Annotated in this window: 10 protein-coding genes; 5 read left to right on the top strand and 5 right to left on the bottom strand. The window is 47.2% G+C overall.

All coding sequences use genetic code 11. The features are described 5' to 3' along the window. Nucleotides 1-83 precede the first annotated feature (83 nt). From U9J37_RS18380 to U9J37_RS18360, 5 genes are all read left to right on the top strand, one after another. Entirely contained in the window at nucleotides 84-2,054 is a 1,971-nt protein-coding gene (locus U9J37_RS18380) for a HAMP domain-containing methyl-accepting chemotaxis protein (protein WP_005469350.1), read from the top strand. A 26-nt stretch (nucleotides 2,055-2,080) separates the two neighbouring features. Further along, nucleotides 2,081-3,310 (top strand): ABC transporter substrate-binding protein, encoded by a 1,230-nt coding sequence (locus tag U9J37_RS18375; protein WP_043886428.1) that lies wholly within the window; start codon nucleotides 2,081-2,083, stop codon nucleotides 3,308-3,310. Between the two features lie 192 nt (nucleotides 3,311-3,502). Further along, nucleotides 3,503-3,913 (top strand): hypothetical protein, encoded by a 411-nt coding sequence (locus U9J37_RS18370; protein WP_156145087.1) that lies wholly within the window; start codon nucleotides 3,503-3,505, stop codon nucleotides 3,911-3,913. Next, nucleotides 3,913-4,620 (top strand): zinc metalloprotease, encoded by a 708-nt coding sequence (locus U9J37_RS18365; RefSeq protein ID WP_005469235.1) that lies wholly within the window; start codon nucleotides 3,913-3,915, stop codon nucleotides 4,618-4,620. The genes U9J37_RS18370 and U9J37_RS18365 overlap by 1 nt, the downstream gene beginning before the upstream one ends. Nucleotides 4,621-4,769: 149 nt before the next feature. Further along, on the top strand, nucleotides 4,770-5,570 hold the full coding sequence (locus tag U9J37_RS18360) for a Cof-type HAD-IIB family hydrolase (protein WP_005469307.1): 801 nt from the start codon (nucleotides 4,770-4,772) through the stop codon (nucleotides 5,568-5,570). On the opposite strand, the gene U9J37_RS18355 is transcribed toward U9J37_RS18360, so the two are convergent. From U9J37_RS18355 to malQ, 5 genes are all read right to left on the bottom strand, one after another. Continuing rightward, a complete protein-coding gene (locus U9J37_RS18355) occupies nucleotides 5,567-5,953 on the bottom strand; it encodes an SMU1112c/YaeR family gloxylase I-like metalloprotein (protein WP_005469196.1) in 387 nt (128 codons plus the stop codon). The two genes, U9J37_RS18360 and U9J37_RS18355, sit on opposite strands and share 4 nt — an antisense overlap. Before the next feature lie 9 nt (nucleotides 5,954-5,962). After that, the gene (locus U9J37_RS18350; RefSeq protein WP_005469272.1) at nucleotides 5,963-6,391 is read right to left on the bottom strand and encodes a VOC family protein; all 429 of its coding nucleotides are present in this window, start codon (nucleotides 6,389-6,391) and stop codon (nucleotides 5,963-5,965) included. 134 nt (nucleotides 6,392-6,525) lie between these two features. Continuing rightward, nucleotides 6,526-7,167, bottom strand: coding sequence for a hypothetical protein (locus tag U9J37_RS18345; protein ID WP_005469366.1), 642 nt, complete (start codon nucleotides 7,165-7,167; stop codon nucleotides 6,526-6,528). 365 nt (nucleotides 7,168-7,532) lie between these two features. Then, entirely contained in the window at nucleotides 7,533-9,713 is a 2,181-nt protein-coding gene (gene glgB, locus U9J37_RS18340; protein WP_005469354.1) for a 1,4-alpha-glucan branching protein GlgB, read from the bottom strand. A gap of 266 nt (nucleotides 9,714-9,979) precedes the next feature. Beyond that, the gene (gene malQ / locus U9J37_RS18335; protein ID WP_005469296.1) at nucleotides 9,980-12,160 is read right to left on the bottom strand and encodes a 4-alpha-glucanotransferase; all 2,181 of its coding nucleotides are present in this window, start codon (nucleotides 12,158-12,160) and stop codon (nucleotides 9,980-9,982) included. Nucleotides 12,161-12,168: the final 8 nt, after the last annotated feature.

Raw genomic sequence — 12,168 nt, 5'->3', positions numbered from 1 at the left:
ACGAAAAGACGATAACCAACAGCAGATTTACTGCTTTTGGTCTAGGTTTATTATTAGTTTCCTTACTAGGCGTAAATGAACCGATGAAAATACCGCTCAACATTGTTCAAAGAACGATTCTTGGTTATTTGGGTATGTTTATCCTCTTAGCCGCGCTAGGCGTTTTCAGTTACGTTAACCTCACCAAAGTCGATGCCAATATCGGCTCGATTACGCAAATCGCAACCCCCCAGTTGGTGAAAAGTTCACAGCTTCGTACCTCTATTTTGAACAGTCAACGATTGCTACTCGAGTACCTCACTTTTGAAGATATTGACGCGCTCCCAGCCATCAAAGCGTCGTTTGACAACGAGCGAAAGGAGTTTGAGTCGATTTTCAAACAACTCAACGATGAGCAGTCGACATCCAGTGGCAACATTGCCTCACTCACCTCCTCCTTTTATAAAGATGCCCAACGCATCATGAACCTGCATAATGAATCACTTTATGCTCAGCAGAATCTCTATCTCGCTCAGGCAGAGTTTGTGAAATTTGAAGATGCTTTTCAAAGAGTCACCCAACAGCTGCTCACAAAGCTCAGTAAAAGCCGCTCGCAGAGCAACAAAGTCGACCGCCTGACCAGCGGCATAAAGCGAGACCTTAGAACACTGCGAGCCGCCAACCCCGATATGGATCTGGTCAAGCTGATCGATAACTTCAATCGCAACACCACCCTAGCGAAGGAAGGGATACAAAACGTCAAACTCAGCGCAGGACTAATCAAACGGTTCGACACTGTGGTTGAAAAACTAAAAATCGCCGGCGTGTCAGAAAAAGGCATGCTGCCCTTAATGCTCACGGTAAAAAATCAACAAGAAGAGATTCGAGCGCTTATTCGACAAGTTCAACAAAAGTCACGCACCTTAGAGAAAGCGTTCGATCGCCTCGCTGACAATGCTTTGACCGCGGTTGACAACGCCAAAACCGCCACTGAGCAGTCAGTCTATTCTGCTGAGCGTTTAATTGTGATCCTCACTGTAATCTCTGCGCTTGTAGCTATGCTTATTGGCTATCTCACCGCCAAAGCCATTCACACACCACTCACTCTTATCAACCGCGTGTTGCGTTTGATGCGCGAAGGGGACATGACCCACAAAGTCCGTTATGAGTCTAACTGTGAGTTCGGCGAACTCTCCCACTCTATCGACAAACTGGTCGGCGAAATGAAGCACTTACTTAGCCAAATCAACACAGGTTCAAAAGACTTGGCAACGCAAGCAACCAAAGCCTCGCAAATCAGTGATTCCACCATGAGCCGAGTTTCGTCCCAAGTTCAACAAATCGACATGGTCGCCGCAGCAATTTCACAAATGGAAACCAGTGTGACTGAAGTGCATCGGTCAACGGAGCAATCACAAAACGAAGTCGAACAGGCAAACGAGAGTACCCTGATGAGTCGCCAGCAAGTGGCAAGTGGACTAACGCTGGTCGAGGAGCTGTTAGATTCCATCAACACCGCAACCGACATTACCAAGAAGTTGGATCAATACTCCGGCAACATTGGCAGCATACTGGATGTGATTCGTGACATCGCTGACCAAACCAACTTACTCGCGCTCAATGCCGCCATAGAAGCGGCTCGAGCGGGCGAACACGGCAGAGGATTTGCGGTTGTCGCTGATGAAGTCAGAACGCTGGCCAATCGCACCCAACAATCGACCGTTGAGATTCAAGCCATGATAGAGCGGCTGCAATCAAGTTCAGACGAAGTGGTTAGCGTCATGAACACCAGCCAAGAAAAAACCGAGCAGTGTGTTGAGCAAAATAGAGTGACAGACAAAACGCTCCAAACCGTTGTCGAACGAATGGGAACCATCAAAGAGATGAGCATTCAAGTCGCTCACGCGTCTGAAGAACAAATAAAAGTGAGCCAAGAAATTGCTCAAAGTATCAACGAAATTTCAGAGATTGCGTCGAAAACTGAGGTCGAAGCACAGGGTGCTGCATCGGTCAGTGACGCTCTGGCGCAATTAGCGCAGAACCAACGAACCCTAGTGAAGCGATTCAAAGTCTAACTCGCGGTAAAATAAAGGAACTTCATATGAGAGCAAAACCGATAGCCTTACTGGTAGCTACGTGCTGCTTCCCTAGCTTAGTCAGCGCTGGAAATCTCGTGATCGAGAGCTGGCGAGAAGACGGAAAAATCTGGAATGAAACCATTATCCCAGCGTTCAACGCCAAACATCCCGGCATTACCGTGACCTACAAACACACGCCCGCCACCGACTACAATACCGCGCTAAATGAAAGACTTGCAGCGGGCAATGCTGGCGATATTATCACTTGTCGCCCCTTCGATGATTCTTTAAAGCTCTATCAAGAGAACAACCTTGTCGACCTCACCGATATTGATGGCATGGAAAACTTTCCATCATTCGCTCAGTCAGCTTGGCAAACCGACGACGGCTCTGTCACCTTCTGTCTGCCACTGGCCTCCGTTATCCACGGCTTCTTCTACAACAAATCGATTTTTAAAGAGTTAGGAATCACACCGCCGACCACCAATGAGGAATTTTATGCCGCTCTGGGCAAAGTGAAAGCAAGTGGCAAATATACCCCGCTCGCAATGGGAACCAACGATAAGTGGGAAGCTGCAACCATGGGCTTTCAAAACATTGGTCCAAACTACTGGCAAGGGGAAGATGGGCGTTTCGCGCTGCTGTCAGGGGATGGCAAACTGACCAACTCTGAATATGTTGATGTTTTCAACCAACTCGCCATGTGGGGACAATACATGGGTGACGGTTATCAGACCCGAACCTATAACGATGCAATCGCTATGTTTGGTGGTGGTAACGCGGCAGTTTATCCTGCTGGGTCTTGGGATATTTTAGCCTTCAAAGACAAGATTGATTTAGGTGTCTTCCGCCCCACCGTTGCCAATAAAGGCGATGATTGTTTCATCAGTGACCATACCGATATTGGTATTGGCATCAATGCCAAGAGTTCAAACCCAGAAGATGCGAAAACCTTGATTCAGTGGATGGCCAGTGAAGAGTTTGCGGAGCTATTTACAAACGCGCTGCCAGGCTTCTTCTCGCTATCAAACCACTTCATTGAAGTGGAAGATCCAACAGCAAAAGAAATGCTTGCATGGCGTGATACTTGTGACTCGACAATTCGTAACTCTTATCAAATCCTTAATCGAGGAACGCCTAGTTTAGAGCTGGAAATTTGGGAAACCAGTGTCGGCGTAATTAACGGCACCTTGTCTCCTCAAGATGCGACCAGTCGATTGCAAACGGGCTTAGACGGATGGTACAAACCATAACCCGCGCCTGTCTTTAATCACCCCACTTCTGTCACTAAGCAAGAAAGCCCCAAAGAGGGCTTTTTTGCTTCCTCACCAACGTCGAATAATACGTAAGATTTGCAAGCTAGAGGTAAGATTTGTAAGTAAAAGAAGCGGTTAGAGAAATCGGCTCTTATTATTGATGAAATTTTAGAAACCGTTGATGTAACAATGAAAAAACTCGCTTTACTCCTATTTCTGTCAATGCCCGCCGCAGCACAAACTAACCTTTACTTAGGCGTTGATAGCCTGTTAAGCGGCTCAAAGGGCTCTGTTCAATATGGATTTCAGTTTGCAAACTCTAACGGTGATCGCTTCGGTTATGAGTTGGTGTATACCAAGTATGAGTCAGAATATTCTTACGGATTGAACGTGAAACCGTCCTTCCCACTGGTAAACAACTTCTTTGTCACTCCGATAGCGGGTTATCATAAATTTAGCAACGATAGATACAGCCCTGTCTATGGCATAGAGCTGTCTCATCAATTTAATTTTTTCGAAATTCGTACGGGGGTTAAAAAGAATGATTCTGGAATCGATGACAACGTTAACTACTATGTAGGCGGAGCACTTCGTTACTAATGATGAAAACAATTTTCTTTGCCAGTCTTATTTCATTTTCTGCTATCGCGGACACCATCTCGGTTCAAAATGAATCGATCACGATTAACCTTCGCTTCAATGAGTTTCAAGGTTTAGATAAACAACGATATGTTGATGCGGCCAAAGAGTGGCTTGAGGTCGTTAAGTCCGTTGAGGGAAGAGAGCATCACACATTAGACATTGATGTTGTGGTGACAGATACGATCGAATCCGATGGCCTAGCCCTAGTAGAAGAGTCAGTGCCGATCAGCGGTCTAGAAATTCCAACATACGGCGTTATTTGGATGCACATCAATACCCATCAGCCCAGTTTTGAGGTCGCGAGTTACAAAGGCACCATCTTGCATGAGATTGGCCACATTTTGGGGATTGGCTCCACCACAGACCCATTTATCGTGGATCACATCGATGAGATCAATGGCTCTGGCTTTTGTAAAGACAACAGCGTAGCACTGGCCACCTACAACCGACTCTACAACACCCAGTTTACGTGTTTACCCTTCTCGACCAATGGGCACTTATACGATGACATTCAATCTGAGGATGAACCTAGAGGGAACCATGTTCCACCTATGACTCAGGAAGTGATGGCAAACGGTAATGATATACGACCAATCACCCTAGCGGTGTTGGACGATATTGGTTACCAGGTGGATTACTCACAGATCGATATGACACGAAAATAGTGCTAACTGATTTAAAACCCCTTTCCATGCCTTGTCACTTTCGATAAGGCATTTTTACTTTGATTGAACTAAATCATTTGAGCATTCCATAAAGTCAGGTAACTTACTGTCTGAAGTCCAATCAACAGTGTCCTCTGACTCTCTATACTATGTCACAACTCGATATTAAATTTGTCGCCGCCGATATGGATGGCACCCTGCTCGATGAAAACAGCCAACTCAATCCTGATTTCTTCGATATTTACCAACAACTTGAGAACAAAGGGATCCTATTCGCAGCCGCTTCGGGTCGCCAATACTACAGCCTGATCGACACCTTTGCGCCAGTAAAAGATAACATGCTGTTTGTCGCCGAAAATGGCACCTTAGTCATGCACCAAGGGCAAGAGCTCTACAGCTGCGAAATCGACAAACCTTCGATAAAAAGCATCATCCAGTTAGCTCGTAGCATTGAAGGCGCTCATATCGTGTTGTGCGGCAAAAAGTCTGCGTATATCGAAACAAAGGACTCAGCAGCAATCGAAGAGTTCGCCAAATACTACCATCGCTGTAAGTATGTTACCGATCTGCTTAGCGTCGAAGACGACTTCATCAAGGTGGCCATCTGTCATTTTGGCGGCTCAGAAGAGCTGGTTTACCCAGCGTTTCATCAAGCCTTTGGTAAGACGCACCAAGTGGTGGTCAGCGCCAAGATTTGGCTTGATGTGATGAATGCCAAGGCGTCCAAAGGGGCTGCCATTGAGCATTTACAGCAATCACTTGGGTTTACTTACGAGCAAACCATGAGTTTTGGTGATTACCTCAACGATCTAGAGATGCTAAAAGTCAGTTATCACTCCTACGCCATGGAAAACGCCCACCCCGTGGTGAAAGAAACGGCTCGCTTTTCTGCACCGAGCAATGCAGAGGCAGGCGTATTCACGATCATCAAGGAACAACTGCTCGACTAGGCTTGGTAGAGTTCCAAGGGTAAGCCGTCTGGGTCTTTAAAAAAGGTAAACGGCTTACCCGTAAACTCATCGATTCTGATGGGTTCTACCTCCACACCAGCCTCACGCAAGTACTCGGCGTACTCTTGCACCGATTCTACAGTAAAGGCTAAGTGCCTAAGCCCTTGCGCTTCGGGTCGTGAAGGGCGAACTGGTGGGTTGGGAAAAGAAAACAACTCAATTTGGCTGCCATCTGGAAGCGCGAGATCCAGCTTGTAGGAGTCTCGCTCAGCTCGATAATTTTCTGCCACCACTCTCAGTTTCAGAGTTTGTGTGTAAAACTGCTTGGATAGCGGATAGTCAGAGCAAATTATTGCCGCGTGGTGGATCGCGAGTAATGTCATGTATCGCTCCTACTCAATCACTAATGACCCATCGGCATTGAACTCCCAGCAATCACCGTACGCGACCTCCCACAGATAACCATCTGGATCAGAGAAATAACCACTGTACCCACCCCAAAACACATCTTGCGCCTCTTTTTCCAAGGTTGCGCCCGCTTGAACAGCAAGCGCGAGGACTTGATCGACTTCCTCCCTCGAACGCGTGTTATGCGCAAGAGTCACGCCACTGAAACCTTTTCGCGTAACCGCCTTATCAGCAGACACATCTTCTGCGAGTGCCGCGAGCGGGTATAAGGCAAGGCAGACCCCACCAGTTTTGAAAAAAATGATGCCATCTTCTGGCGTTCTCGAGGAAGGGAAGCCAAGTTGGCGGTAAAACTGATACGAACGCTCTAAATCTTCCACGCCCAATGTGATGATGCTGATTCTCGGTTCCATCTGATTCTCCTTGTCTAAGTCTGGTTATCATAGCGGTGAGAAACATAGGTGTCTGTTAACCAGCAGCAAAGAGACAAAAAAAGCTTCCATCTTGGAAGCTTTTTGTCATTTCGAAAGTGAACCGCTAAACCGGACTATTCTTGCTCTTTAAACATATCGAAACTTAAGCCGAACGTCGCAAAGATCAAGTCTTCACCCGCTCTAACTTCAGCAAAATATTGATCGTAACGAACGCCGACAAAACCCGCTAACGTGTCTTGCATCAGCGCTGGATCGTTCAAGTCCGTTGCAGCCTCAAAACCCACGTATAAAGGTAAATCAAACTGTGATTGTAGGTTGTACTGATAACGTCCAATCGCCCACATTGCCCATTCACCATTAGTGATAGAGTTCTGGTGCTCTGGGTCAATCACACGATCCTCAATTTGGTACTCTTCTTTGGCAAAGGTCCCTTTCCAATAAGCACTAAACCAATGACTCTCATTTAGACGGTAACGTGCACCCGTTTCCCATGTGTGTGAATGGCGCAGTTCCGAATCGCCCATAGAGAACTTAGCGAACACATCCCAATCTTCAAAATCGTGAATGTATTTTAAACCAATTCCCCATTCAACACTGTTCTGCTCATGATAGAAACCCGGTAAATCACTGTACTCTGTATCGTAATAATACTTAGATTCACCAACATAGGTTCCTTCAAGAAGATCGACGGAAACCTGTAACTCCGAAGCCAGAACCGGTGTCGTACACAGCCCTAGCAATAATAGCTTTTTCATTGTTTGTACCTTAAATAGACAAAACAATCCGTGTCCGCTTACCGATCGAAATGTCGGATATAACAAAGCTCCCTAAACAGGCGATCCAATGAACGCTGTTTTTTTGCCATTCTAAAGCTCAAAACTGTGATATCAACCCAACTCAAACTGGGCGAAGAGCATTCTCAAATATAAGACAAAAATAGAGTAAGACGCAGATTCAAAAAGGAATATAGACGAATAATTCGACAAAGACTGTGAACTGTTATGACGATAAAAGGCTAGTTGGTGATATTGATATCAATCCAGTGGAATATTGCCCGCTTTATACAGAAAGGCCTGACATTTTGTCAGGCCTTTAAACAATTGTGCATTACTAGAGAAGGTTAAGTTAACTTGTAAAACACAGTCGCTAACGGTGGTAGACGAAGCGTTAGTGATTGAGCCAAGCCCTCACTTTCAGTTTCATCGGATTCGACCGCTGCCAATACCTCAAAACCACTTCCGCAATACTCCGAAGAATCGGTATTAAGCAGAAGCTCGTAACGCCCCGCATTTGGTACACCAACTCTGAATGATTCGTGTGGTACCGGGGTAAAGTTCGTGATCACGAGAATGCGTTCGCCGCTCTCACTGATTCGCTCATGGGCCAGAATCGATGCATCAGCGGCATCTTGCAGGCGCCATTCAAAGCCTGATGGCTCGCAATCAAGCTCATGCATCGCTTTCTCATCACGATAGAGCTTATTGAGATCTCGAGTCAGAGCTTGAACACCTTGATGGCGTTCAAACTCAAGCAAGAACCATTGCAGTTGATCATCATGATTCCATTCTGCCGTTTGGCCAATCTCCGCGCCCATAAAGTTCAGCTTCTTACCCGGCTGCGCGTACATGTAACCTAAGTAAGCACGTAAGTTTGCTGTTTGCTGCCACTCATCACCCGGCATCTTGTTGTGAATGGAACCTTTGCCATACACCACTTCATCATGGGAGAGCGAAAGCACGTAGTTTTCGCTGTGCGCGTAAACCAATGGGAAGGTAATCGTGTTGTGATGGTACTTGCGGTGAACTGGATCTTCTTGAATGTATGACAGCGAGTCGTGCATCCAACCCATGTTCCACTTGAACCCAAAACCAAGTCCGCCCATAAAGGTTGGCGCAGAAACGCCAGGGAAAGCGGTCGATTCTTCTGCAATCGTCATCGCATTTGGGAAATACTTATAAACTTCTTCGTTCATCCACTTCAAGGTCGCAATGGCATCGTAGTTCTCGTTGCCGCCGTCGACATTGGGAATCCATTGGTCATGGCTGCGCGAGTAATCCAAGTACAGCATAGAGGCCACGGCATCCACGCGAATACCGTCAATATGGAACTGTTCGAACCAATAGAGCGCGTTGGAGACAAGGAAACGACGAACATGCTCACGACCTAAATCGTAAATGTATGAGTTCCAATCTTGATGCCAACCACGTCGTGGGTCTGGATCATGGAACAACGGCGTGCCGTCAAAATTCGCTAAGCCGTGGTCATCGGACGGGAAGTGTGCTGGCACCCAGTCAAGTACAACACCCAATCCCGCTTGGTGGCACTGGTCGACAAAGTACTTAAAATCATCTGGTGAACCATAACGGCTGGTCGGCGCGAACAAGCCTACAGGTTGGTAGCCCCAAGAGCCGTAAAACGGGTGCTCGGAAACTGGCATAAGCTCAACATGGGTGTAGCCCATATCCACCAAGTAAGGAATCAACTCATCGGCCAGCTCGCGATAATTGAGAAAATCGCCGTTGTCGTCCCTTTTCCATGAACCGACATGCAATTCATAAAACGAGAGGGCTTCTTTGCGTTTCTCTGTGACAGGGCGGGTTTGCCACTTTTCGTCTTGCCATGCGTAACGAGAGTGGTCATAGGTTAACGATGCAAACGATGGGAATTGCTCAGAGTGTGCGCCCCACGGATCGGCTTTGTGCGGTAGACCCTCACCATTAGGTCCTTTCAACTCAAACTTGTATTGGGTCCCTTCCGGCAGGTTAGGCACAAACAAACCCCAAATACCGTAATCTAAACGCTGCATTGGTGTGCGGCGTCCATCCCACTGGTTGAAATCCCCAACTAAGCTACATGCGCTTGCATGAGGAGCATAAACCAAGAAACGCGTACCGCTGATCTGTTTACCGTCACGTTCAAGGGTAATGAACTGCGCGCCCATGTGCTTGTACATCTCTTTTGGCGTATGCAGGTCATCGTATTCCGCATAAATATTGTGATACTGATAAGGGTCGTCGACGATTTGCTCTGTCTCTCCCCACTGCACTGCAAGTTGGTAGTGGGTGAAATGTAAGTCACGTTTGTCCGCAAGAATAAAGCCTGACGCATCTTCGCGCGTCAATTCAATCGGGTCTTCGCCATCAATCAACAACGAGACCGAGTCTGCGCCGGGCATCCATACTCGGATAGCGCCGTCGTCAGCATCAAGGTATGGACCAAGGAATGAAAATGGGTCAACAAACGTTGCATGAGAAAGCTGGTTATACGCTTGCGTTTTTTTGTCCAGAATAGCCGTTTTCAAATGTATCTCTCCCTAACCGAACTTTCATGTATCGACTTGGCACTGTGAATGGGTGAATTCTGTCCCTATCCCTCACCGTTGGGGCACGGTATTAGCAAGCAAAAAGAAACCATCACATAGGCTAAGTTGATATTATTGTTCTAATTTATAAAAAAGCCCGCCATATGATTGCGGGCTTAAAATAGCGTTCTGAAAGTGTACTGAATTACGCTTTTACATAGAGTGACTAAGTCGATATTTTTCTATGTAAAAGGTGAAAGCAGCGACTATTTGCTTACCTTAGCACGAACTTCTGTCAGCTTGTGAGCAATACGGTTCACGCCTTCCTGCGCAAACACTTCATCTAGGTTCATCGACAACTTACGACGCCAGTTTGGATACTCGTCGACCGTACCTGGAATGTTAACAGGTTGATCCATTTCCAACCAATCTTCTAACTGAACACTCAGCAAGGTTGAAGCGCCCGCAGCCACATGCAGCTGCAACGCTTCGGCTAAATATGAATCCATCGGAACGTACTGAGCGTCACGGCCCACGCCTTCTGGTAGGTAACCGTGCCATGCTACAGAATCTAGAATGCCTTGCTTACATTCTAAGCGGCCTTCAAACAAGCCTTTGAGCTGTTCTTCGTCTGGATACAAGCCAAGCTCTTGACCCATTTTAAGGTCATCGCAGTGCCAGAAGCCTCTCAATGTCGGCATATCGTGAGTACATAGCGCAGACATAGATTGCTCAGCGTAATGCGCCGGAGAGATAAAACCACCGTCATCTTCCGACGTTTCGAAGAAAAACACCTTGTAGGAGTGAACACCCGCATCACGAAGAATTTCAACGATTTCATCCGGCACGGTTCCTAAATCTTCACCAATCACACTACATTGGTGACGGTGCGATTCAAGCGCCAAGATTGCCAGCATGTCTTCAACTGGGTAGTAGATGTACGCGCCTTTGGTCGCGTTTTCACCTTTTGGAATCCACCATAGACGCAGCAAACCAAGTACGTGGTCAATGCGAAGTGCACCACAGTGTTTCATGTTGGCACGCAGAAGCTGGATGTACGCATCGTAGCTTGTCGCTTTCAAGACTTGAGGATTAAGTGGTGGTAAGCCCCAGTTTTGACCCAATGGACCTAAGATATCTGGTGGCGCGCCGATGCTGGCATCAAGGATCAAGTTGCCATTATCCGCCCACGTTTCCGCGCCAGAGTCCGCCACGCCAACCGCTAGGTCACGATACAGCCCCACAGACATGCCTTTCTCTTCAGCCAGTGCTTGCGCTTCTTTGATTTGAGAGTCTGCAACCCACTGCAAGTACATGTAAAGATGCACTTTATCTTGGTTCTGAGTGATAAACTTCTGCACTGCGGCATTATCAAATTGACGCAGTTCTTCAGGGAATACAGGCCAACCCCAAACGTTGTTATCTTCAGCATGCAACGTCGCGTGCAGCGCATCAAATGCCGCTTGGTGGACTAGGCTGTCGCCACCTTGTTCAACAAAGGCCAAGAATGCTTGAGCGCGCTCGCTGTTTTTGTCGAGGTGACGTTTCTTAAACTCATTGAACAGCAGTGGCAGCACACTCATTTTCAGTTCTGACACTTCGGTGTAGTTGACCCAGTGAGAGTCACGCGCTTTTTGTAGGCGTTGCTGGAACTCCGCACTGCCCACCATTTGCTGCGCTTCAATGCTCAATGAAAACTCAGGCACTGAGCTCACGTCGATGTATAGGATGTTTAACCAACGACGAGAAGACGGGCTATATGGGCTCGCCCCTTCTGGGTTGGCAGGAAAGAGTGAGTGAATTGGGTTTAAGCCAACAAAATCACCACCGCGAGAGGCGATATCCGCAACCAGCTGTTTTAGGTCGCCAAAGTCCCCCATCCCCCAGTTGTGCTGAGTGCGAAGTGTATAAAGTTGGACACTTGGGCCCCACATTTTTTTGCCGTTTTCGATGTCTGCTTGCTTGAAACACGCTTTTGGCGTCACGATCAGCGTCATCTCATATGGCGACTTGCGACGCTTACGTGTCACGGTCAATTTGTGGTAACCCCAAGGCAAATCACTTGGTAGTGCAAACACTAAAGGGCCACCCTCTTTGCGCTCATCACGCACGATCTGAGACTGAAGATAGCCTTCAAGTACCTCTCCTTGCTCAGTCGCCAGCTGCCAGCTAAACTCGCTTTCTCGGGCACTTGCACCCAAGTTCAATGCCACCTCTACAGGCTCGCCATCACGAATTACTAATACTGGTTCAAGCACATCTTTCTTATGCTTTTTCTCTGCCGATTGTAGAAGAGTTTCATCATTGGTTACGTCGTAGCCTAAAGACGCAAGTAAGTGACGGATCGTTTCGTCCTCAACTTTTGCTTCATCTCCCCACGCGCTTACGTAGCTGTCGGCAATTCTTGCCATTTCAGCGACTTGTTTTAATGCGTTTTGTTCTTTCATCGCTCTCT

It is taken from the genome of Vibrio sp. 16, from assembly GCF_963681195.1.
In the GTDB taxonomy this organism is placed as follows: Bacteria; Pseudomonadota; Gammaproteobacteria; order Enterobacterales; family Vibrionaceae; genus Vibrio; species Vibrio sinaloensis_D.
This window is presented reverse-complemented; position numbering and strand designations above follow the sequence as displayed.

Excerpts from the sequence above, each read along its gene's own strand:
- U9J37_RS18355 (WP_005469196.1), bottom strand. The coding sequence starts at position 5,953 with ATGACATTACTCGCGATCCACCACGCGGCAATAATTTGCTCTGACTAT.
- U9J37_RS18380 (WP_005469350.1), top strand. The coding sequence starts at position 84 with ATGAAAATACCGCTCAACATTGTTCAAAGAACGATTCTTGGTTATTTG.
- U9J37_RS18360 (WP_005469307.1), top strand. The coding sequence starts at position 4,770 with ATGTCACAACTCGATATTAAATTTGTCGCCGCCGATATGGATGGCACC.
- malQ (WP_005469296.1), bottom strand. The coding sequence starts at position 12,160 with ATGAAAGAACAAAACGCATTAAAACAAGTCGCTGAAATGGCAAGAATT.
- U9J37_RS18365 (WP_005469235.1), top strand. The coding sequence starts at position 3,913 with ATGATGAAAACAATTTTCTTTGCCAGTCTTATTTCATTTTCTGCTATC.
- U9J37_RS18370 (WP_156145087.1), top strand. The coding sequence starts at position 3,503 with ATGAAAAAACTCGCTTTACTCCTATTTCTGTCAATGCCCGCCGCAGCA.
- U9J37_RS18345 (WP_005469366.1), bottom strand. The coding sequence starts at position 7,167 with ATGAAAAAGCTATTATTGCTAGGGCTGTGTACGACACCGGTTCTGGCT.
- U9J37_RS18375 (WP_043886428.1), top strand. The coding sequence starts at position 2,081 with ATGAGAGCAAAACCGATAGCCTTACTGGTAGCTACGTGCTGCTTCCCT.
- U9J37_RS18350 (WP_005469272.1), bottom strand. The coding sequence starts at position 6,391 with ATGGAACCGAGAATCAGCATCATCACATTGGGCGTGGAAGATTTAGAG.